A 20776-nucleotide genomic window follows, 5' to 3' on the forward strand; every position below is an offset into this window, starting at 1 on the left:
TCTCACTTTATCGCGCACAACCATCTGTGTAGGTTGATGTTTCATCTTATTCGTATGATTTCCTCTATTTAGCATAAAATAAGGCTACTATTTGTTTAAGAAAAGAGGATGTGTATATGCAAGAAGAAAAGCATTTGTCTCATAACTATGAACAAGATGTCCAATATATTCATGATTACTTGGAAGTAGATAAAAGTTTTGATTTGATTCATTTAGATGTAGAGTATGCGGGAAAAAAGATGGCATTATTTTTGATTGATGGTTTAGTAAAAGATGAAATGTTGCATCGTATTATGCAATTTTTAGCGGAATTGAAAGAAGGTGACTTAGGGAACAATCCGTTAGAAAAATTAATTAAGCATGATATTCCATATGTTGAAGTTGATGTGGAAAAAGATATACATAAGGCTGCAGAGCAAGTATTGTCAGGTCCAACGGCATTAGTTGTAGAAGGATTAGATCATATTATTATGATCGATGCAAGGACATATCCGGTAAGAGGCCCAGAAGAACCGGATTTAGAAAGAGTTGTAAGAGGAGCTAGAGATGGTTATGTTGAAACCATTGTATTCAATACGGCACTTACGAGACGTAAGGTTAGAGATAAGTCATTAAGAATGGAATATATGTCAATTGGCAGGAGATCCAAGACAGATGTTTGTCTCTGCTATTTAGAAGATATAGTAGATAGGAAACGGGTAGAAATATTAAGAAAGCATTTAGAGGAAATTGATATAGATGGTCTACCGATGGCAGAGAAGACGATTGAAGAGTATCTGAGTGGAAAAACATGGAACCCGTATCCGACGATTAGATATACAGAACGTCCTGATACAGCTTCTGAGCATTTGTTCGAGGGTCATATTCTCGTTATGATTGATGGGTCACCAAGTGTCATGATAACACCAGCAACCTTTTGGCACCATCTACAACATGCTGAAGAATATCGGCAAAAGCCATTTGTTGGTGTTTATTTACGGACTGTTCGTTTTATAGCAGTGTTTGCTTCCCTTTTTTTATTACCCCTTTATTATTTACTATCAACAGAGTTAGGTTTATTACCTGAAGAATTGTCTTTTATCGGTCCCCGTGAAGTAGGTCTGATACCACTTATTGTTCAATTCTTATTAGCAGAAATCGGCATCGATGTCTTGCGGATGGCTGCTATCCATACACCCTCTGCACTTGCAACAGCATTAGGGTTAGTCTCCGCAATTATTATCGGACAGGTGGCTGTGGAAGTAGGATGGTTTTCAAATGAAGTAGTGTTGTATCTAGCTGCAGTTGTAATGGGAACTTTCGCAACACCGAGTTATGAACTTAGTCTTGCGAATCGAGTAATGAGAATTATGTTATTATTAGTGACGGCATTGTTCGGGCTAAAAGGTTTTGTCATAGGAGTAACATGTTTTATTTTATATTTAACACATCTAAAAACATTTTATATTGGCTATTTTTGGCCTTTTATACCGTTTGATTTAAAAGCTTTTGTTAATGTACTTGTTCGAAAACCCGTTCCCAAGAATGACAACCGTCCGTCTTTTTTAAATCCACAAGACCCAGATCGACAATAATATTAATTATTCCTTTTTAGTACGCTATTTGGTATAATATCCTAGGTGATAAATCGTGAAAAATCTCTATGAATTAAGAAAATTTTTATTAAAATTTGGGACGATCATCTATATAGGTGATCCTCTAGCCGATCTTGAACTAATGGAAGAGGAAATGAATGAGCTTTATCAAGTGAATTTGATCACACAAGATCAATTCATTCAAGCAAAGTTAATCATTACAAGAGAAAAAGAAAAATTAGTTAAAGGGTGAGGGAAATGGAGAAGGATTTACTAATTGGCATTGATATTGGTGGAACAACGGTAAAGCATGCGCTTATTTCTAGAACAGGTGAAATGATTACTAAATGGGAAATTCAAACGAACAAGGCAAATAAAGGGGAAAGTATTCCTAAAGACATCTGGTTATCTGTTGAAGATAAACTAAATGAATTACAAATAAAAACAGAACGTTGTTTAGGGATTGGTGTTGGTGCACCTGGTTTTATTGATCCAGAAACAGGGATGATTGCTATTGCGGTTAATATCGGTTGGAAAGATTTTCATCTAAAAGAAAGTTTGGAACAATTATCAGGTTTACCAGTTTATGTGGATAATGATGCAAATATTGCGGCTTTAGGAGAAAATTGGAAAGGGTCAGGTAGACAAGTAGATAATATGCTTGCTGTAACATTAGGAACTGGTGTTGGCGGTGGTATTATTGCTAATGGAAAAATTGTTACTGGTGCAAATGGTACAGGTGCAGAAATTGGACATATTACAGTAGAAAAAGAAGGTGCACCATGTAATTGTGGAAGAAATGGTTGTCTAGAGACGGTAACTTCAGCAACAGGGATTGTTCGTCAAGCAGAGGAATATATTGTAGCAGGTAGAGCTGCCGCATTAAAAGAACGAAAAGACGCAAATGGTTCTGTCTCAACGAAAGATGTTTTCGATCTGGCAGCGGAAGGGGATGAAGCTTCTCATCAAATATTGAATCATGTATTTGATGTGTTAGGATTTGCACTTTCTAATATTGCTGTCACATTAAATCCATCCAAGATTGTTATTGGTGGAGGGGTTTCAAAAGCTGGAAGATCACTACTAGAACCTATCCAACATGCATTTAAGAAATATGCGTTACCACGGACACATGAAGTATGTGAATTTGCTCTAGCTGAATTAGGTAATGATGCGGGAGTTTATGGAGGCGCATATTTAGTATTACAAAATCTTAAAAAATAGTGTATAATAACATTTTGTAAATCAAATGTAACTTTTTTTAAGATTTATGAAACTTTTGTGTGAACTGTATCGTCTATAATAAAGAGATAGAAATTATAAAAAAAGAAAAAGGTTGTTTCATTTTGAGGAGGATTTAATAGATGTTTAAAAAGAAGCTGCAAATGCCTTTGTATATTATTGCAGCATTACTATTTGGATTGAAAACGTACATCGTATATCGATTCTTATTTAATATTTCATTGGAAAACGGTATGCAGGAATTTATTCTGTTTATCAACCCATTTGTAACTGCATATTTCTTCTTTGTACTAAGTATTTTCTTTAAACAAAGAAGACAAATCAAATATATCAAATATAGTATGTTAATAGGTTCATTGATTGTTTACTTCAATATTGTGTTTTATCGTAATTTTACTGACTTTATTACGATACCATTACTTTTCCAAGGTAGTAATGCTGCAGACTTAGGTAGTAGTGTACTAGGTTTGATTAAGTATTGGGATATTGCATTATTCCTTGATGTTATCATTGTATGGATTTTAGCGAAGAAATATGGTGAACAACTTACAACATCATTCACAAAACGCTATAAGCGAATCGCTTTTGCATTATCACTTGCACTTTTAGTTGGTAATTACGCATTAGCAGAGGCAGAACGCCCTCAGTTATTACAACGTACTTTCGATAGAGAGTACTTAGTAAAAAATATAGGACTCTTCTATTATCACATTTATGATGCGGTCTTACATTCTAAATCAAAAGCACAAAGAGTGCTTGCTGATGGAAATGAACTTGCAGAGATTGCTGATTATATGAAAGAGGAGACTACGACAAAAGGAAGTGAAGAATTCCATGGAATTGCGGAAGGAAAAAATGTTATTTTTGTTTCGCTAGAATCTTTACAAAGTTTTGTCATAGATAATACGATGAATGGAGAAGAAGTAACACCATTCTTAAATAGCTTGATTGATGAAAGCTATTATTTTGAGAATTTCTATCATCAAACAGAACAAGGAAAAACATCCGACTCTGAATTTATTATAGAAAACTCTCTGTACCCTTCACCACGTGGGGCAGTTTACTTTACACACGCACAAAATGATTTTCACTCTTTACCAGAGATTTTAGGAGAGAATGATTATTATACATCCGTGTTACATCCTAATAATAAGAGTTTCTGGAACCGTGATGTTATGTATGACAACATCGGATATGACCATTTCTATGATGATACAGCTTATGATGTTACAGATGAAAATTCTGTAGGTTGGGGTCTGAAAGATAAAGATTTCTTTGAACAATCAATACCATATTTAGAAGAGATGCCACAGCCATACTATGCGAAATTTATTACATTAACGAATCATTATCCGTTTGATTTAGATGAAGAAGATGCAACAATTGATCAATATGATTCTAATTCAAATACGTTAAACAAATATTTCCAAACAGTTAGATACATGGATGAAGCTGTGGAAGATTTCTTCGATTACTTGAAAGAAACAGGTATTTATGATGATTCCATTATTATCTTAATGGGGGATCATTATGGTATCAGTGATTTTCATAAGAAAGCGATGAAAATGTATTTAGATGAGGATGAATATACAGATTACTTGCATGTTCAATTGCAGCGAGTGCCATTTATCGTCCATATTCCAGGTCAAGAAGGAAAAGTAATTTCCAAGATTGCTGGACAAGTAGATGTGAAACCGACAATTTTAAATCTATTAGGAATCGATAGTGATACAGATTTATCATTTGGTACTGACTTATTTGATGATGAGCGAAAAGACTATGTTGCATTGAGAGATGGTAGCTTCATAACAGATGATTACGTATATACGAAGGATCAATGTTATGACCGTGAAACAGGTGAACTATTAGGCCTTATTAATACAGCAACAGATGATGAAGACGAAGCAGCTGCTTGTAAGCCGTATATTGAAAAAGTGGAAAACGAATTGAATTACTCTGATCAGATTATTTTTGGAGACTTATTCCGTTTCTATGACTTCGATAAGAAATAAATAAAGATGAGTGCACTGTGCACTCATCTTTATTTGTGTACGTCAAAACATATAAAGCGAGACTTCAATCAGTAGGAGTTTTTGACTCCCGCTGATTGTTAGCGAAACTGCGTCCGTTTCCCCCCACTTAGCTTCCTCATTTTCACTTGAACCTTGAAGTGGGGGGTTTACAGACGTTTACACGTGATAAATAAAAAACGCCTGATTAGGCGTTTTTTAACTTTGGAATAGTGGGTGAATAAGCTCCCAATATAGAGTAGCGACAGAGAAGAATCCAAACACTAATGCAGAGATAGCAGCGAAGGCTACTCCAAACATGTTTTGCGCTTTTAATTCTCGTACAACTGCAATTACACATAGTATGGCTACCACTAGAATAATAAATCCTAATTCCATTGTCATCCTCCTTGCAAATAGCTTATTCGTTTTTCATTATTCGTCATTTTGTTTATAATATGTATATGTAAGTGAATTCATTTTTATTTTATAGCAAAATCTGCTATTTGTCTATGAAAACCATAACAATAAATTAAAGGAGTTATAAATATTATGAGAATAGAGCGAATGAGTTTAGGGAAACTGTCTACAAATTGTTATATACTATCAAGAGGTAAGGAAGCTATTATCATTGACCCAGCAGGTGAAAGTGATAAGATCCTAACGAAAATAAATGATCTTAATGTCACACCTACTGCCATTTTGTTAACACATGCACACTTTGACCATATTGGAGCTTTAGAAGACATTAGAAATTATTATGATATATCTGTTTATTTACACGAATTAGAAGCAGACTGGTTAGGCGATCCAAGTTTAAATGGTTCTAGTTTATTCGGACTGGGACAAGTGAAAGCAAGAAAAGCAGAACACTTCTTAAGAAATGGTGAAATGCAAATAGGCAATGTGACGTTAGAAATTAGACATACACCTGGCCATTCACCAGGAGGGGTTGCATTTATTTTCCATCAAGGTCAATTTGTTGTAGGAGGAGACAGTTTATTTGCTGGAGGTATTGGTCGAACGGATTTACCAGGAGGGGACAGTCAACAATTACAACAGAGTATTAAAAAGCAATTTTATTCATTGCCTAAACACTATACTGTATATCCTGGACATGGACCGGAAACAACGATTAAGTATGAAAAAGAAAACAATCCATTTGTAAGATAGTAAAAAAGAGCTAAGTAAATAAAAACGCTCTGATTGATTACAAATCAGAGCGTTTCCATTTTAGTGTCCGAAGCCTGGTTGAAGAATGAAGTTTGTGTAAAAAGTGAATCCAACAAAGAAGACTGTACAGTACGTTGCAAATAAATAAATATACATTCTTTCAGAGAGCTTCAAATATCCGACACCAAGGAAAAAGATAGTTTGCGCAAGGAATAGAAATGCCATTGTCTCCATATGTCCAACATAAAACATAACAGTAAAGATTCCAGTCCAAAAAGCAAGCATACGGAAAACGCGATCCATTGTTCCTCCTCCTTTACTAGACACTTGATATCACCCATATTATATACGAGTATAGATAAAATGTAAATTATTCTAAAAAAATGTAAGGCAGAAATTCTTGTTATTTTTATCACGCTGCAAAAGTAACCCAAATCTCCACTCGAGATTTGATCTATAACAGGGAAGTAAAATGTGGGATCAACGGCTGCTAACTTCCTGTTAAGTATCGTTATCAGTCAGTAGGAACCTTACAATATTATGTTCAAGAATAGATTGCTCTATACCATTATGAAGGAATATCAACAAAAATTTGTCTAAAACCTCCTGTATTAGTTTCCAGCTGGATTCTATATACCATTTTATTGTTCTCCTCACTTGAAAGGGAAATATCAATTGTTCCATCAGGAAATGTGTACTGGTAAGGAGGAGGGCTATCCTCTATTAGAATCGACCTATAAGCTTTTTGATATAGCATTTCCAGCTTAAATTGTTCTTCATTAAGCTGTTGGACTTGTTTTTGCATATAAATCTGTTGTATTTGATGAAATGTGAATAGTAACAGTAATAAAATACCCAAACTAGTCAAAGGAAAAATATGTCCATTTTCATTTTGGAGTGATTTTAGACATTTTTTTTTCAATTTGTTCACCACCAATAGTCACCAGTTGTATAACGATATCTTTTTCCTGGTTGCTTAAGTTAAAATCAGTAATTTGCCTTAGTATTTCCTCATGACCAGAACCATTTACTTGTCTTCGTATTTTATTATTATGAAAAGAGATTACGACATGATCATCATTTGTTTGGATAAAGTGTAATTGATTGTCTTCAACATAAATAGACGTTGCTGTTTGCGCTTCTAACTCAACTATATGATGAAAATGATAAAACATCGGCAATTCTTCTTTATCATGATGCAGCCATAGGGATAGGATTTGGCTGAACCATGTGATAAGCATAATTAAAAATAATAGAGATAACAAAGCCTCTACTAATAAGTAACCTTGCTCATTCTTGCAACGCATAATGACATTTTTTTGTTTGTTTTTCTTTGGCATTATTCCAAGTTACACATCCTTCTATTAAGGAATCTTGGTAGGTAATAGTTAGTGTGAGTGTCGTACTAATAATATTATCGTATTCCAGCGTTTCTTGTGCGATGTTACCTAATAATACTTCATGCATTTGTTGAGATAAGAAATAGATAGCTTTCTCCTCATCATTAATTATTTTTTTCTCTATTAATAATTGTTGTTGAATAGGTAACAATGTTAAACAAGAACTGAAGAAAAGCATAATGGATAGTAATGTTTCTAACATGTAAAATCCAAGTTGGTGTTTACGCTGAATCATAGCATCTGCCTTTGCCGAAAGGACAAGTTATGAAAAAAGAATGGAACTTTGTTTGTATTCTCATTGTTCCAGGCCGTTTTATATTCCCTTTTTGTGAAAATTCGATTGGCATCTTCAGTGTATGGGGGTGAACGTTCCATTCTTCAGGATAAACACGCATTAAAACACTAATACCGTTGCCACCGCGACGAATATGATAACGGTTCTTGCTCCTTTCAAATTGTAAAAAATAATGCTCTCGTTCTGAAATAGCTAATTGCTGTAAATAGAGAAGGTCCTGATGGAATTGCTTAGTGAACTGCTTGTACTGTATAGTGTCGTGGGTGCGTACAGCAATCGTTCCAAAAAGAGTAAGGATGATTGTACTTATTGTGAAGAGAATTAGTAATTCGATAAAGGTGAAGCCTTTTTTATTATTGAACATTTTTTTGTTCCAGTCCATTCTTCGCAGGATTATAAACAATTTTTGTATTACCACCGTTACAAGTTAAGCTTTCTACATAGTCATTTTCTTCTAATTCGTCTAGCGTATCAGGTTTTTGTCCCTCATCCAGTTCATAAGAAATTAATTGATTCTCCACTAATTGCATAAGAGCATCACATCCTTGTTCATTAAGATTTTTGCTTTTATTTGCTAAATTAGGAATAAAGAGAAGTAGTAAAATACTGATTACAGCTAGCACTATTAACATTTCAATTAGTGTAAATCCTTTATTATTTTTCATTATTTTTCTCCTCTACAAAGAATTCATATAATCAAACATCGGTAACATTAAAGCTAAATAGACAAATACAATAAATAGCGCTAAGACACTAAGTAATATTGGTTGTAATAGACCTATCCATTTCTTTAAAAAGCTTTCAATTGTTCCAAGTAAATAATCGGCATAAATTGTTAGTTCTTTTTGAAGTTGTTCCTGGTTACGGTCTTTCGACATTATTTGTGTTAATTCATCTCGTAATAGTGGACATTGGGGTAAAATAGTGGCATAGTCATAACCTTTGGCTAAATGCTCGCTAATTGTTGTTGCATAATAATGGGTAAAACCAGACGCTTGTTCTGTTTTTATTACGTCGAAACTTTCTTTAATCGTAAGCCCGCTAGCTAATAAACTTGCTGTATGAGTCACTAACAGGTAAGTGTTCTGTAATTCCTTATACGTTCTATACAACGGAATTTTGGAAATAAACCAAACTTTCGTTGTTATAGAAAGTTGCTGTTTCATGATAATACTAATAAAGAAACTGAGAAAAATACTGAATAGGCTAGTAATGGTCCCATAATAAATAAAGTTGATAGCTATGTCGGCATATTGAAAAACGGTATTAATATTCTTATTTGTTCCTAATAACTGAGAAAAAGCAGGGAAGATGGAGTGCTTCATGAAATATAAAATTACTAAGAAAAATAGGAAAAGAAATAGTGGATAACGTGACAAAGTATTCAGTTTAGCTAAAAAGTTTTTTCGTTGTCGCAACATTTGACAACAATGCTGTAACCCTTCTGCTAAATTACCTTGTTGCATAGCGACTGATAAAAAGCTAGTAATTTCTCTATTGAATTTCACCGTCTCTAGGGTTTCTATGAAGGTTTGACCACGTTGTAATGATGTTTTCATGGTGTGAACTATGGGTTTATATTGCTTTTTCCACATGAGTACATCTAATGCGTCGTTTAAGCTATAACCATAAAGGAACAGTTGCTGAAACTGATATAGTATTTGGTATTGATCATTCATGGAAAGCCGTTTTTTTGCATTATAAATCTTTACTAAATCCATAGGCATACGCTTTTCTCCTTAATTGCTTAAAACGAATTGCATTAGTAAATGTTTTATTTTTCAGTATTTGGTGTATTTGTTGTTCGTTTAAAAATTCAAAAATTGCTGCTCGATGATGTCTTTGTTTCTGTAAATGAAGGGATAATAGTTGTATAGATGCAACTGCTCGTAAGCTGTGTTCTATGTCAATTGATTTAATCCCCATTTCAAGCAACCGTTGGATTGTTCCTTGGGCGTTATTAGCGTGTAATGTTGATAATACTATGTGCCCCGTGTTAGCAGCACGTATGGCGAATTGTGCAGTTTGTTGATCTCTCATTTCTCCAACCATAATAATATCTGGATCATGTCTTAAGGCTGCTTTTAAACCGAGGTCATAGGTCATACCTGCTTTTTCATTAATCTGAACTTGTAGTACATTTTTAATTGGTTTTTCAATTGGGTCCTCTAAGGTGATAATTTGATAATGATTTGTTTCTGTAAATGCTTTAAGTAATGCATATAGAGTAGTGGTTTTACCGGATCCTGTCGCGCCAGTGAGCAATAAGAGACCTGACTGGTATTGCAACCAACTTTTGAGAGTTTGAAGTTGTTCTGGAAATAAGCATAACTGATGTAAAGAATGGATATTTTGTTGAGGTAAGATGCGAATTGCCAGACTTTCAAGGTTGTTGGCAGGTAAGGTGGAAAGACGTAAAGAATAGTTTAGATCATGGTATTGGTAATGAATAGAACCTTGTTGTGGTATTCTGTTTTCACCGATATCCATCTTTCCCGTAAATTTATAATAAGCAAGCATCATCATATATTGTTTTTTTGAAAGAGTAGTATGTAATGTTCGCTTACCATTACTTCGGAAGAATAGTTGGATATCTTGTGAATGGGGGATGAAGTGTAAATCTGATGCATTTGCATCAATTGCAGCTTGCAAAAGGTTATTAGACAAGGATGAGACTTGGTTCAAATAATCGTTCACCTCCGTTTTTGATCATGGTACAATTACTATATTCGACATTAACCGTTTGATTCCTGCATGATAATGTATTTTCTTAAAATAAATTTGGAGGATTTTGTATGAATAGTATTTACTTAGTTGGTTTTATGGGAAGTGGAAAGACAAGTATTGCCCTTAGATTGGAATCCCTTTTAGGGTTGCCTGTGGAAGATACTGATCAAATGATTGAGGCTTATTATAAGCAAGACATTCCGACAATTTTTCAAATCAATGGAGAAGAGACGTTTAGAGAATACGAAACAAATATATTAAAACAAACGAGCAAAGTAAATACCATTGTTGCTACGGGGGGAGGTATTATCGAAAAAGAAGTAAATCGTGCATGGTTACGACAAAATGGTACAGTATTTTTCCTTCATACATCATGGGAAGAAACAGAGCGTCGTCTCATAAATGATAAGTCTCGTCCCATTTGGAATAATCAAGCAAGAGATAAACAAAAACTCTTAGAAGAGCGCTTACCGAAATATGAAGAAGTAGCAGATTATATTATACATACGGATGGAAAAGATGTAGAAGAGATAGCTGCTGAAATTGTATCTTTACTCAAGTAGTTGATGTATAAAAATATAGTTATTGGTAAAAATGACACTAAAACAATAAAGGTGTGAGATTAGTGGCCAATAATGATTATGTGAAATACATGACACAACGAATCGTGAAGTATATGGATACTCCTAAAGCTGAGCGCCAAAAACAAAGAGAAGCAAGGAAAAATGAAGAAGCGCCAATTGTCTATTCGAATAAATGGTTTGGTGTTTTACCTTTTGCTTTTCGTTTGTTGGTTCAAAAAAGAAAAGATCAATGATAAGCAAGCTTCCCTGTGAAAAATAAACTAGGGAAGCTTGCTTGTTATGAGAAGTTTTCTGTTAAATAAAATATCCCCGCATTCACTACTTCTATATCAATTCTAGGTTCTAGCCTTTCAGTCAGCTGTTCCTTTTCTTTTGCAAAAATCTCTTGGTTACCTTCTTGTTGTTTGAAGAAGTGATCAAGTAAGGATAACTCTTCGTTTAAGGCTGTCATGGCGTCTTTCACCCATTCTTTAGATTCGCTCGAAATCAATTGTTCTATATACATAAAAATCCGATAAAATCCACTCAACGGCTTGATAAGAGGTGAAATTGTAAAGCTATAATCACTCATTTTAGATTCTAATGGTAATCTATCTATTTCATTCATCATATTTGATTTCATCATACCATTGATTAAATGTAGACCGATGGAATGGATAGCCTCTTTTTTTTGCTTTCCGTGATAATGCACAACAATATTTGCTACCAACCAAGGGTGTAAAGCCGTTTTATCGTTACCAGTTGTTTGTTCATATAACATGGTAAATCGTGCACTTTGCTTTATATGATGAAAGATTTGTTGTAGCCTGGGACTACCATAATGAATCCATTCTTTTTTATTATCCTTCTTTGCTGTACTTGTATCTAAAAATAATGACATTGGTTCACCATTTCTTCCGATCTTATCCATATAATGCCAGTAAAATGGTCGGTTCATAAGTACTTGATCCAATTCACGGGTAAGTCTTATCGTCATTTCCGTTTCATTTTCTAATATTACATCACATTCATGTATGGAGAAGTATTCATATAAAAAATCGTGCAAATTGGAGATCATCGTATATTCTCCTTTGTTTGATTATGATGATGATGAGAATTAATAACGGCTGTTAAGTTATCTAATTTAATCTTGGATTCACCAATTGATTGTGACTCAGCGAATATTTTTTCTACCTCTTTTTCAATAGCGGGTAGGTTTAAATCACTTAGTATTTGCTCTAAGTCACCAATAACATTTTCGAACAGCTGTATTTTTTTGTAGAGTAAATTCATTACATGCTCATCAACTGTGTCTTTCAAAGCAAAATTATAAATTTTCACATCATTTTCTTGGCCAAAACGGTGAATCCTTCCTATTCGCTGTTCTAGCCTCATTGGATTCCATGGTAAGTCATAGTTGACTAAGTGATGACAAAATTGAAGGTTAATCCCTTCACCAGCTGCTTCTGTTGCGATCATCACTTGGGCATGATTTTGAAAAAGCTGACGCATCCAATCCTTTTTTCCTTTCTTAAATCCACCGCGATAAATGACCGTTGCGATATTCTCTTTGTTTAATAACCATTGTAAATAAATCTGTGTAGCACGGTACTCTGTAAAAACGATAAATTTTTCGTCTGATTCTTTAATTAATTCAACTAATTTTAATGCTTTCGCATGATGCGGTAATTGTTCAATTGATGTTAAAACTTCTTTTAAAGCAGGAATATCAACATTTTCTTTTTGTTCAAAAGCCTTCTTTATTGAAAGGTAACAAGCCTCTCTAGAACTACAAAACTCCCTGATATAGGTAATAGACGATATAGCTGTTTGATATTGAAAGAATTGTTCTACTTGCTGATAAGTGGCCAATTCTTCTTCTGAAAAAGCTACCCAAACTGTTTCGATGTTCCGTTTTGTCCAATCTATTCCTGTATCGGCACGACGATTTCTGACCATAACCTTGCTAATGAGCTGTTTTAAATAGGGATCTTTGTCAATATCACGTTTTTCTTTTCGATATTGTTGTGTAAAATCATTATACGTACCTAGATAACCAGGCTTTAGAAGACTGACTAAATTAAAGATATCCGTTAATTTATTTTGTACCGGTGTAGCAGTTAATAGTAAACAGTATTTTTTGGAAAGTTGCTGAACAAATTGAAAGTTTTTTGTTTTATGATTCTTTAATTTATGCGCTTCATCTACGATAACAAAATCATAATCTTGTTCTAGTATTTGTTCTCGATGTTTGGCAGATTTGGCAGTATCTAGTGTTGTGATAAGAATATTAGTATGTTGCCAATCTACTCGTTTGCCTGATGTTACAGCTGGAATTAGTAATTTTTGATTTAGCTCGATTGCCCACTGATTGACGAGTGATGCGGGTACTAGAATTAATACCTTTTGTACCAATCCACGTAACATATATTCTTTTAATATCAACCCTGCTTCAATTGTTTTTCCAAGTCCGACCTCATCAGCTAATAAAGCGCGTCCATTCATGTCTTGAATGACATTTTCAGCACATTGTAGTTGGTGAGGCAAAAAGTTTATATGTGGTAAAAATTTGGGAGCAACAAGTTCTTTGAAACTAGTCACTTTCATTGTCTCTGCAACTTGATAAGCTTGTTTAAATAATTGCCAATTTGCCCAATGTGTTGGGCTTTCGATTGCTTGCTCGAATTCAGTTAAAAATGATTCATCTCTTGAAATGGGAATCTGCATGATAGGCCACCTAACATTGATACAGTTTATGTATTGTTAGTGTGGTCAAAAATAGTGGAAGTATACAATAGATATTTATCATCACTCGACTTTTGTGGTTGTCAAAGTAACATCGTGCAAGTATTCATCCAGTTGCAAAAGGTGAGAAGGTTGTAAAAAAAGTCGAGTAGAAGTACTCGACTTTTAATAAGGTATTTTAATAATCTAATTTTTTTGTTTTCTTAATTTTTCCTGTCCACTTTTTGAATCCGCCTTGTAATTGATACAGATCTTTATAGCCTTCTTTGTTAAGGATTAGTGCTGCACGAATTGAACGTGAACCATTTTGATCATATAAATAAACAGGTTGATCTTTTCTAAGTTCGATCAGACGTTGTTTTAATTGTGTTAAAGGAATATTTCGGGCGCCTAAAATATGGCCTGCATCATATTCTTTTGGTTCCCTTACGTCGATTAATTGAGCTTTTCGGTAACCTTCTCGAAATTCTGATTCGATAAGTGGTTTTAAGATTTTTTTCTGTTTGAAATAGCGGTATACTGTAAATAGAATAAAGATTACTAATATACCTATCAGAATGTACCATTGTGTCATTTTGAATCCCCCAGTGTTTTTTCTTTTAAATCCTCTAAAAAGGATTATACCATTTAACAGCATGAAATAAAGAAAAAAATGCTGAATAAGGAAGAAGTCTTGTCTCACCCGCCATTCTATTGTATGCTTTTATTTACATAATATTTTTAAGTAATGGAGGATACCTTATGCCTACACCTTCAATGGAAGATTACATAGAGCAAATATATATACTGATGGAAACGAAGGGATATGCTAGAGTTTCGGCAATTGCAGAAGCATTGCAAGTCCAACCTTCATCCGTAACAAAAATGGTGCAAAAATTAGATAAAGATGATTATTTAAATTACGAAAAATATCAAGGATTAGTCTTAACCCCAAAAGGAAAAAAAGTAGGAGAAAGATTAGTTTATCGCCATGAACTATTGGAGAAATTTTTGCGTATTATCGGTGTTGATGAGGAAAATATCTATACTGATGTAGAAGGAATTGAACATCACTTGAGTTGGAATTCAATTGATCGAATAGGGGATGTTGTTCAATTTCTTGAAGATAAAGCTGAACAATTAAAAGAATTACAGTCGAAAAAGGATTAGTTTTATCCGTTCTATCTACAGATTCTATTGTATATATATAGAGCATATTTGGTAGATAGGGTGATAAGATGAAAATTGATGGTGTGTTTTCTGGCGGAGGTGTAAAAGCATTTGTCTTTATCGGTGCTCTGGAAGCCTTTGAGGAGAAAAACTTGCAATTTGAAAGAGTGGGTGGAACATCAGCTGGTGCTCTTCTAGCTACATTTATTGCTGCAGGTTATAAAGCGAAGGAAATGAAAGAGCTTTTTTTAGACTTACCACTCGAGTTTTTTCTTGACCAATCTAAGTGGAGTAGTATGTTCCCTTTCTTAAAATGGCTTACATTATATCATACGATGGGATTTTATCGAGGGAATAATTTTGAAAATTGGTTATATCAAAAGCTCAGCGAAAAAGGGATTACTTCTTTTGCTGATTTACCTTCCGCTACTTTGAAAATTGTAGCAGCGGATATTACGTATAATAGAATTATTGTTTTTCCGGATGATTTGAAGAAATATTATCATATTGAACCAGATTATTTTCCTGTTGCGACAGCCGTTCGAAGTAGTATTTCAATCCCTTACTTCTTTCGTCCTTCAAAATTAATTAACCCTCGCACAAGACAAAGAAGCTTCGTTGTTGATGGAATGATTCTTAGTAATTTTCCGCTATGGATTTTTGATCATAACAACAAAAAACGAGAACGACCCTTATTGGGAATGCAATTAACAGATCCGAAGGAATACTATCATAATAAAGAAATGAGAAATTCTATAGACATGTTAAGAGCGGTATTAGGTACGATGAGAAAAGCGTATGATACAAAGTATGTCTCAGAAAGTATTGCAAAAGATATTTTGTTTTTTCCAGTAGACGATATCAGCCCGATTGATTTTTCTCTATCGCTCGAAAAGAAAGAAGCGTTGATTGACTTTGGTTACCACCGTACCAAGAAGTTTCTAAAGAAGTGGCCATAAGAAAAAGAACAGAGCATCTTATAAAGATGCTCTGTTCTTTTTCTTATGTTTATTTCCTTCAATTACTCGAAGATGTGAAGCATCTCTTTTCGTAGGTTTTAATGGTCGTGTTACGGCTTTTTTTGCGCTAGTAGTATGTCTAATGACAGTAGAAGAATTAGTGCCATTATTACTCTGCTGATTTTTATATTTTTGTTTCGATTGTTTCACCGCTTTTCTATACTTCCTTAACTCATTTGGCGTGCGTCTGCGTAAAAAGAAGAAGTACACTAAACCAAAAATGGCCGCCCCAATTAATAGGGTTATAAATAAGGATTTTAGTAAACCGATTGTGTCAGTAAATAAAGAAGTGACTAAACCGAACACAGCCAAACCAATTAATCCGTAAACAACGATAGAACCTATACTTCGATTCATATAATCTTCCTCCTTTAAAGTAAAGTATACACGAATTAAAGTTCTTACTATAGTTATACCCGTTATTTGTTGGATTTTATACACAATTTTATCTAAAATAAGATAGAAAACTCTCTCTTCAAGCGTGCGTGTGGCGTTGACGGGCGGTAAGAGGGAGATGAATCGCCTTTGGATAACTGTCCGAAAGCGATTGTCCGACTATTCGAGTCCGCTTGCCATAAATAAAAACTAGCTTGTGTACAAATGTTGTATGTGTCTCCACCTAAAATGAGCAATGATACATGTTAAATATGGTATAATCGGTGTATCACCATACAGAATGAGGTGCAAGCAGTGCTCGTCAACAAAGCCTATCAAATCCGTATCTACCCAAATAAAAAACAAGAAATACGGATTGCCAAAACAATCGGTTGTTCTCGATTTGTCTTCAATCACTTTTTAGTTAAGTGGAACGATACCTACAAAGAAACGGGTAAAGGACTGACGTATCACGCTCGCTCTGCGCAACTACCCCGGCTAAAAAAAGAGTTAAGATGGCTAAAAGAAATAGACAGCATTAATCCTCCCTTCAAAACCTTGCGGATGCCTATCATCGTTTTTTTTCAAAAAGCAGCATGACAAACCTCGTTTTCAATCGAAGAAACATAACGTTCAATCCTATCCAACTAAGTATACAAACGGAAATATCTCGATTGTAGATAATAAGATCAAGCTGCCTAAACTTGTCTTTGTTACATTTGGCAAAAGCCTAAAAGTGGTAGGACGTATTCTTCGTGTGACTGTTAGACGTAATGCTAGTGGGAAGTACTTTATTTCGATTCTAACCGTAACCATTGGAAAAAACAGAATCAGCTATTGGCATAGACCTAGGCATCACAGGTTTTACGATTCTGTCTAATGGTCAAAAGGTGGATAATCATCAGTTCAGGTTAAAAATGGAAAAGAAGTTAAAACGTGAACAACGAAAACTATCCAAACGTGCATTAATAGCTAAAGCAAATAGTATCAATCTTTTGGATACCAAAAACTATCTGAAACAAAAACGAAAAGTCGCTCGATTACACGAAAAAGTAATGAATCAACGAGACAATTTCTTAAACAAGTTAAGTACAGCCATCATCAAAAACTACGATATGGTCTGTATCAAAGACTTACACACAAAAGGTATGTTGCGTAATCATAAACTAGCAAAACATATTTTAGCCGTATTATGTTAAGCTTTGTGACCAAATTACAGTACAAAGCCGATTGATATGGCAAAACGATTGTAAAAGTAGATAAATGGTTTCCCTCTAGTCAAATTTGTTCTAATTGTGGACATCAAGACGGGAAGAAACCACTCGACACTTGAGAATGGGCGTGCCCAGCTTGTCACACCCAACATGATCGGATGTAAATGCAAGTAAAAATATCTTAGCAGAAAGTCTTCGTCTATGCCCTTCCACCTAGATCAGATACGAAAAGAACCATAGGGACTAGGGGGATAGCTTGGTAAAAAAAGAGAAACCGCTGTGACGGGAGACATACGTTTACAAGTAAGCTCTGTTCCCAAGAATCCCCTACTTCCAACAACTTGAAAGGGGGGTAAGTGGGGGGAATTCAATTGTCAGGATAAAGGAAATAATGGATTGTATAATCTCAAATAGCATGAAATAAAGAATTTTGGTTAGTCTAACTTTGAGGTGATCAATTTGAGACGTATTCGTTATAAAAAAACTCAACAAAAGAAAGTTTCGTTAATTCCTAAAGCGATTAGCGCAGGGTTCTTTGGTGCGTTAATATGGGCTACGATTGCAGCAGTAGCAGGTTATTTCCATTTTACCGAGGTTACGCCAAAAAGTTTTATATTAAGACCATGGTTACAAACTGCATGGTCAGATGGATGGTTAGGAGAAATAGTTTCTATTTTCGTTTTATGCTGTCTTTCTATTGGATTAGCGCTGTTATATTATTTGTTTTTAAGAAAGATTCCAGGTATGCTACCAGGGATTTTGACAGGTATTGTACTTTGGTTTATGTTTTTTTGGTTGTTATCACCAATATTCCCTAATATTGCACCGTTTTGGGAATTAAGTAGTGATACAGTAGTAACAACTATATGTATATTCATTTTATATGGTGTGTTTATTGGTTATTCCATTTCTTTCAGCTATGAACAACATAAAGATGAAAAAAAATAACTAATTATGTTACTATAATAATGAGGTTTTAATTGGAGATGGAGTGAGCAAATGGCTAAACTATTATTACTTAATGGGCCAAACTTAAATCGTTTGGGGAAAAGAGAGCCAGAAGTGTATGGCAGTGAAACACTAGATGATATTGAGCATAATGTACGAGAGGTCGTTGAAGCGGTGCAATATCAATTAGATGCTAAACAATCAAATCATGAAGGGGAATTGATTGATTGGATTCATGAAGCTGAAGGTGTTTATAAAGGTATTATATTTAATCCAGGTGCATATACACATACAAGTATAGCACTTAGAGATGCAATCAGCTCTATTACAGTTCCTGTTATTGAGGTACATATATCTAACGTACATCAACGGGAAGAATTTAGGCATACTTCATTGTTAGCACCTGTTTGTCGCGGACAAATAGTTGGTTTAGGTACTGCAGGCTATCAATTAGCAGCAAAGTATTTTACGTTAAATGATTAGAAGTAGAAAGGGAGAAGTGAGATGAACCGATTAGAACGATTAAGAATAGCCTTGAAAGAACAAAATCTGGAAGGTTTACTTATTACAAGTCCCATTAATAGACGTTACATAACTGGATTTACAGGTAGTGCAGGGGTAGTACTTGTCACAAGTAATGATGCATTTTTCATCACTGATTTCCGATATTTGGAGCAAGCGAGTGATCAGGTGAAAGGGTTTGATATAAAAGAACATAGAGGACCGATTCAAGAGAAAGTAGCGGAGCTTGTTGCTTCCCTTCAGATTAATACATTAGGTTTTGAAAAAAATGATTTAACTTATGGTCTTTATGAAACATATAATAATGCAATCAATGCGGATTTAATCCCTTCAGATGGTATAATTGAAAAATTACGCTTGATTAAAGATGAAGATGAGATTAATATTATAAAAGATGCTTGTAAGATTGCCGATGATGCATTTAACCATGTGTTAGAGTACATAAAGCCTGGTGTTAAAGAGATCGATATTTCAAACGAATTAGAATTTTTCATGAGAAAACAAGGTGCGACAGAATCCAGTTTTGATACGATTGTTGCTTCTGGTTTTCGATCTGCTTTACCTCACGGTGTTGCATCATCAAAAGAAATTCAATCTGGCGAATTAGTAACACTAGATTTTGGTGCATTGTATAAAGGTTATGCTTCTGATATTACACGAACAGTTGCTGTTGGTGATATTTCAGAGGAGCTAGAAACAATCTACAATACCGTTCTAGAAGCACAATTAAAAGGTGTAGAAGGAATAAAAGCAGGTATTACAGGTACAGAAGCAGATGCATTAACAAGAGACCATATTGATTATAAAGGCTATGGTAAATACTTTGGTCATTCTACAGGTCATGGATTAGGATTAGATGTTCATGAAATGCCTAGGCTATCATTGAAGTCTGATGACGTGCTTGAACCAGGAATGATTGTAACGGTCGAACCGGGTATCTATGTTCCTAATGTCGGTGGATGCCGTATCGAGGATGATATCTTGATTACGGAAAATGGTAATGAGCGATTAACACATTCACCAAAAGAATTAATTCGCTTATCAGTATCGTAAACAATTTTTAGGAGGATTTATATGATTTCAGTAAACGATTTTAAAACAGGATTAACAATTGAAGTGGATGGGGGAATTTGGCAAGTTGTTGAATTCCAACACGTAAAACCAGGTAAAGGTGCTGCGTTTGTTCGTTCGAAACTACGTAACCTTCGTAATGGTAATATTCAAGAAAAAACGTTCCGTGGTGGAGAGAAAGTTAGCAGAGCGCATATTGAAAATCGTAAAATGCAGTATCTATATGCTTCTGGAGATGCACACACATTCATGGATACACATTCATACGAACAAACAGAATTATCTTCTGATCAAATTGAAAGAGAATTACAATTTATTAAAGAAAACATGGAAGTAAATATTTTAACATACGAGGGCGAAACAATTGGTGTAGACTTACCAAATAATGTGGAGCTTACTGTAACAGAAACAGAACCAGGAATTAAAGGTGATACAGCTAGTGGTGGTACAAAACCAGCAACACTTGAAACAGGCTTAAGTGTACAAGTACCATTCTTCGTTAATGAAGGAGACGTACTAGTTATCTCGACAACAGACGGAAAATACGTTTCACGTGCATAACGCATACAAAAAACTACTAAGCGATATATTCATCGCTTAGTAGTTTTTTGTTAAAAGAAGAGCGGTCTAGTTATATAGACCATGATCAGTTATTCAAGCAATTAATTGATACGTTTTTTGAAGATTTTCTCACAGCCGCTAACACCCTGATAAGTTTCGCTAGCAATCAGAGGAAGTCAAAAACTCCCA

The 20776-nt window shown here is 34.5% G+C and carries 26 protein-coding genes and 1 pseudogene; 14 read left to right on the top strand and 13 right to left on the bottom strand.

Features of this window, described 5'->3' with window-relative positions; all coding sequences use genetic code 11:
- The first annotated feature begins 116 nt into the window (after window positions 1-116).
- The 4 genes from SH601_RS08305 (at window position 117) to SH601_RS08320 (ending at window position 4828) form a co-directional block, all read left to right on the top strand.
- Window positions 117-1574, top strand: a complete 1458-nt coding sequence (locus SH601_RS08305; RefSeq protein WP_319957822.1) for a spore germination protein — start codon at window positions 117-119, stop codon at window positions 1572-1574.
- 55 nt (window positions 1575-1629) lie between these two features.
- The gene (locus tag SH601_RS08310) at window positions 1630-1827 is read left to right on the top strand and encodes a YqgQ family protein (protein WP_319957823.1); all 198 of its coding nucleotides are present in this window, start codon (window positions 1630-1632) and stop codon (window positions 1825-1827) included.
- A 5-nt stretch (window positions 1828-1832) separates the two neighbouring features.
- Complete coding sequence (locus SH601_RS08315; RefSeq protein ID WP_319957824.1) at window positions 1833-2798, top strand: ROK family glucokinase; 966 nt, start codon at window positions 1833-1835, stop codon at window positions 2796-2798.
- A gap of 140 nt (window positions 2799-2938) precedes the next feature.
- Window positions 2939-4828, top strand: coding sequence for an LTA synthase family protein (locus SH601_RS08320; RefSeq protein WP_319957825.1), 1890 nt, complete (start codon window positions 2939-2941; stop codon window positions 4826-4828).
- 216 nt (window positions 4829-5044) lie between these two features.
- On the opposite strand, the gene SH601_RS08325 is transcribed toward SH601_RS08320, so the two are convergent.
- Window positions 5045-5224 carry a DUF2759 family protein gene (locus SH601_RS08325; protein WP_319957826.1) on the bottom strand — a complete coding sequence of 60 codons (180 nt, stop codon included), beginning with the start codon at window positions 5222-5224 and terminating at the stop codon, window positions 5045-5047.
- Window positions 5225-5377: 153 nt separating this feature from the next.
- Between SH601_RS08325 and SH601_RS08330 the strand changes: the two genes are divergently transcribed.
- On the top strand, window positions 5378-5998 hold the full coding sequence (locus SH601_RS08330; RefSeq protein ID WP_319957827.1) for an MBL fold metallo-hydrolase: 621 nt from the start codon (window positions 5378-5380) through the stop codon (window positions 5996-5998).
- Window positions 5999-6058: 60 nt separating this feature from the next.
- On the opposite strand, the gene SH601_RS08335 is transcribed toward SH601_RS08330, so the two are convergent.
- The 8 genes from SH601_RS08335 to comGA all read right to left on the bottom strand — a co-directional run bounded on the left by SH601_RS08335 (window position 6059) and on the right by comGA (window position 10378).
- Window positions 6059-6301, bottom strand: a complete 243-nt coding sequence (locus SH601_RS08335) for a DUF2626 domain-containing protein (RefSeq protein WP_319957828.1) — start codon at window positions 6299-6301, stop codon at window positions 6059-6061.
- A gap of 265 nt (window positions 6302-6566) precedes the next feature.
- Window positions 6567-6920, bottom strand: coding sequence for a hypothetical protein (locus tag SH601_RS08340; RefSeq protein WP_319957829.1), 354 nt, complete (start codon window positions 6918-6920; stop codon window positions 6567-6569).
- Window positions 6886-7338, bottom strand: coding sequence for a ComGF family competence protein (locus SH601_RS08345; RefSeq protein ID WP_319957830.1), 453 nt, complete (start codon window positions 7336-7338; stop codon window positions 6886-6888). The genes SH601_RS08340 and SH601_RS08345 overlap by 35 nt, the downstream gene beginning before the upstream one ends.
- The gene (locus SH601_RS08350) at window positions 7289-7633 is read right to left on the bottom strand and encodes a hypothetical protein (RefSeq protein WP_319957831.1); all 345 of its coding nucleotides are present in this window, start codon (window positions 7631-7633) and stop codon (window positions 7289-7291) included. The genes SH601_RS08345 and SH601_RS08350 overlap by 50 nt, the downstream gene beginning before the upstream one ends.
- On the bottom strand, window positions 7620-8057 hold the full coding sequence (gene comGD, locus SH601_RS08355; protein ID WP_319957832.1) for a competence type IV pilus minor pilin ComGD: 438 nt from the start codon (window positions 8055-8057) through the stop codon (window positions 7620-7622). Before comGD ends, SH601_RS08350 begins: the two co-directional genes overlap by 14 nt.
- Window positions 8047-8358, bottom strand: a complete 312-nt coding sequence (comGC, locus tag SH601_RS08360) for a competence type IV pilus major pilin ComGC (protein ID WP_319957833.1) — start codon at window positions 8356-8358, stop codon at window positions 8047-8049. The genes comGD and comGC overlap by 11 nt, the downstream gene beginning before the upstream one ends.
- 12 nt (window positions 8359-8370) lie before the next feature.
- The gene (locus tag SH601_RS08365) at window positions 8371-9420 is read right to left on the bottom strand and encodes a type II secretion system F family protein (protein ID WP_319957834.1); all 1050 of its coding nucleotides are present in this window, start codon (window positions 9418-9420) and stop codon (window positions 8371-8373) included.
- Complete coding sequence (comGA, locus tag SH601_RS08370; RefSeq protein ID WP_319957835.1) at window positions 9392-10378, bottom strand: competence type IV pilus ATPase ComGA; 987 nt, start codon at window positions 10376-10378, stop codon at window positions 9392-9394. Before comGA ends, SH601_RS08365 begins: the two co-directional genes overlap by 29 nt.
- A 110-nt stretch (window positions 10379-10488) precedes the next feature.
- On the opposite strand from comGA, the gene SH601_RS08375 reads away from it, so the two are divergent.
- Complete coding sequence (locus tag SH601_RS08375) at window positions 10489-10983, top strand: shikimate kinase (protein ID WP_319957836.1); 495 nt, start codon at window positions 10489-10491, stop codon at window positions 10981-10983.
- Window positions 10984-11045: 62 nt separating this feature from the next.
- On the top strand, window positions 11046-11237 hold the full coding sequence (locus SH601_RS08380; RefSeq protein ID WP_319957837.1) for a YqzE family protein: 192 nt from the start codon (window positions 11046-11048) through the stop codon (window positions 11235-11237).
- Between the two features lie 44 nt (window positions 11238-11281).
- Here the strand turns inward: SH601_RS08380 and SH601_RS08385 are convergent, their stop codons facing one another.
- The 3 genes from SH601_RS08385 to SH601_RS08395 all read right to left on the bottom strand — a co-directional run bounded on the left by SH601_RS08385 (window position 11282) and on the right by SH601_RS08395 (window position 14302).
- Entirely contained in the window at window positions 11282-12061 is a 780-nt protein-coding gene (locus tag SH601_RS08385; RefSeq protein ID WP_319957838.1) for a YqhG family protein, read from the bottom strand.
- Window positions 12058-13710: a DEAD/DEAH box helicase gene (locus tag SH601_RS08390; protein ID WP_319957839.1), complete on the bottom strand. Its 1653-nt coding sequence runs from the start codon at window positions 13708-13710 to the stop codon at window positions 12058-12060. Before SH601_RS08390 ends, SH601_RS08385 begins: the two co-directional genes overlap by 4 nt.
- A 196-nt stretch (window positions 13711-13906) precedes the next feature.
- Window positions 13907-14302: a rhodanese-like domain-containing protein gene (locus tag SH601_RS08395; protein ID WP_319957840.1), complete on the bottom strand. Its 396-nt coding sequence runs from the start codon at window positions 14300-14302 to the stop codon at window positions 13907-13909.
- Window positions 14303-14469: 167 nt separating this feature from the next.
- Here SH601_RS08395 and mntR point away from each other — a divergent pair, with 167 nt between their 5' ends.
- Window positions 14470-14877 (top strand): transcriptional regulator MntR, encoded by a 408-nt coding sequence (mntR, locus tag SH601_RS08400; RefSeq protein WP_319957841.1) that lies wholly within the window; start codon window positions 14470-14472, stop codon window positions 14875-14877.
- A 68-nt stretch (window positions 14878-14945) separates the two neighbouring features.
- Window positions 14946-15836 carry a patatin-like phospholipase family protein gene (locus tag SH601_RS08405; RefSeq protein WP_319957842.1) on the top strand — a complete coding sequence of 297 codons (891 nt, stop codon included), beginning with the start codon at window positions 14946-14948 and terminating at the stop codon, window positions 15834-15836.
- An 18-nt stretch (window positions 15837-15854) separates the two neighbouring features.
- Here SH601_RS08405 and SH601_RS08410 read toward each other — a convergent pair whose 3' ends face one another.
- Window positions 15855-16253, bottom strand: a complete 399-nt coding sequence (locus SH601_RS08410) for an SA1362 family protein (RefSeq protein ID WP_319957843.1) — start codon at window positions 16251-16253, stop codon at window positions 15855-15857.
- Between the two features lie 333 nt (window positions 16254-16586).
- On the opposite strand from SH601_RS08410, the pseudogene tnpB reads away from it, so the two are divergent.
- The 5 genes and pseudogenes from tnpB to efp all read left to right on the top strand — a co-directional run bounded on the left by tnpB (window position 16587) and on the right by efp (window position 20587).
- Window positions 16587-17702: pseudogene (gene tnpB / locus SH601_RS08415) on the top strand (IS200/IS605 family element RNA-guided endonuclease TnpB).
- Between the two features lie 242 nt (window positions 17703-17944).
- Window positions 17945-18433: a YqhR family membrane protein gene (locus SH601_RS08420; protein WP_319957844.1), complete on the top strand. Its 489-nt coding sequence runs from the start codon at window positions 17945-17947 to the stop codon at window positions 18431-18433.
- Window positions 18434-18484: 51 nt separating this feature from the next.
- The gene (aroQ, locus tag SH601_RS08425) at window positions 18485-18916 is read left to right on the top strand and encodes a type II 3-dehydroquinate dehydratase (RefSeq protein ID WP_319957845.1); all 432 of its coding nucleotides are present in this window, start codon (window positions 18485-18487) and stop codon (window positions 18914-18916) included.
- Window positions 18917-18937: 21 nt separating this feature from the next.
- A complete protein-coding gene (locus SH601_RS08430; RefSeq protein ID WP_319957846.1) occupies window positions 18938-20008 on the top strand; it encodes a M24 family metallopeptidase in 1071 nt (356 codons plus the stop codon).
- Window positions 20009-20029: 21 nt separating this feature from the next.
- Window positions 20030-20587: an elongation factor P gene (gene efp, locus SH601_RS08435; protein ID WP_319957847.1), complete on the top strand. Its 558-nt coding sequence runs from the start codon at window positions 20030-20032 to the stop codon at window positions 20585-20587.
- The last annotated feature ends 189 nt before the right edge of the window (window positions 20588-20776 follow it).

This window comes from Gracilibacillus pellucidus, assembly GCF_033949965.1.
Classification (GTDB): Bacteria; Bacillota; Bacilli; order Bacillales; family Amphibacillaceae; genus Gracilibacillus; species Gracilibacillus pellucidus.

Excerpts from the sequence above, each read along its gene's own strand:
- SH601_RS08305 (WP_319957822.1), top strand. The coding sequence starts at position 117 with ATGCAAGAAGAAAAGCATTTGTCTCATAACTATGAACAAGATGTCCAA.
- SH601_RS08315 (WP_319957824.1), top strand. The coding sequence starts at position 1,833 with ATGGAGAAGGATTTACTAATTGGCATTGATATTGGTGGAACAACGGTA.
- SH601_RS08320 (WP_319957825.1), top strand. The coding sequence starts at position 2,939 with ATGTTTAAAAAGAAGCTGCAAATGCCTTTGTATATTATTGCAGCATTA.
- SH601_RS08325 (WP_319957826.1), bottom strand. The coding sequence starts at position 5,224 with ATGGAATTAGGATTTATTATTCTAGTGGTAGCCATACTATGTGTAATT.
- SH601_RS08330 (WP_319957827.1), top strand. The coding sequence starts at position 5,378 with ATGAGAATAGAGCGAATGAGTTTAGGGAAACTGTCTACAAATTGTTAT.
- SH601_RS08335 (WP_319957828.1), bottom strand. The coding sequence starts at position 6,301 with ATGGATCGCGTTTTCCGTATGCTTGCTTTTTGGACTGGAATCTTTACT.
- SH601_RS08345 (WP_319957830.1), bottom strand. The coding sequence starts at position 7,338 with ATGCCAAAGAAAAACAAACAAAAAAATGTCATTATGCGTTGCAAGAAT.
- SH601_RS08350 (WP_319957831.1), bottom strand. The coding sequence starts at position 7,633 with ATGATTCAGCGTAAACACCAACTTGGATTTTACATGTTAGAAACATTA.
- comGD (WP_319957832.1), bottom strand. The coding sequence starts at position 8,057 with ATGTTCAATAATAAAAAAGGCTTCACCTTTATCGAATTACTAATTCTC.
- comGC (WP_319957833.1), bottom strand. The coding sequence starts at position 8,358 with ATGAAAAATAATAAAGGATTTACACTAATTGAAATGTTAATAGTGCTA.
- SH601_RS08365 (WP_319957834.1), bottom strand. The coding sequence starts at position 9,420 with ATGCCTATGGATTTAGTAAAGATTTATAATGCAAAAAAACGGCTTTCC.
- SH601_RS08375 (WP_319957836.1), top strand. The coding sequence starts at position 10,489 with ATGAATAGTATTTACTTAGTTGGTTTTATGGGAAGTGGAAAGACAAGT.
- SH601_RS08385 (WP_319957838.1), bottom strand. The coding sequence starts at position 12,061 with ATGATCTCCAATTTGCACGATTTTTTATATGAATACTTCTCCATACAT.
- SH601_RS08390 (WP_319957839.1), bottom strand. The coding sequence starts at position 13,710 with ATGCAGATTCCCATTTCAAGAGATGAATCATTTTTAACTGAATTCGAG.
- SH601_RS08395 (WP_319957840.1), bottom strand. The coding sequence starts at position 14,302 with ATGACACAATGGTACATTCTGATAGGTATATTAGTAATCTTTATTCTA.
- mntR (WP_319957841.1), top strand. The coding sequence starts at position 14,470 with ATGCCTACACCTTCAATGGAAGATTACATAGAGCAAATATATATACTG.
- SH601_RS08405 (WP_319957842.1), top strand. The coding sequence starts at position 14,946 with ATGAAAATTGATGGTGTGTTTTCTGGCGGAGGTGTAAAAGCATTTGTC.
- SH601_RS08410 (WP_319957843.1), bottom strand. The coding sequence starts at position 16,253 with ATGAATCGAAGTATAGGTTCTATCGTTGTTTACGGATTAATTGGTTTG.
- aroQ (WP_319957845.1), top strand. The coding sequence starts at position 18,485 with ATGGCTAAACTATTATTACTTAATGGGCCAAACTTAAATCGTTTGGGG.
- SH601_RS08430 (WP_319957846.1), top strand. The coding sequence starts at position 18,938 with ATGAACCGATTAGAACGATTAAGAATAGCCTTGAAAGAACAAAATCTG.
- efp (WP_319957847.1), top strand. The coding sequence starts at position 20,030 with ATGATTTCAGTAAACGATTTTAAAACAGGATTAACAATTGAAGTGGAT.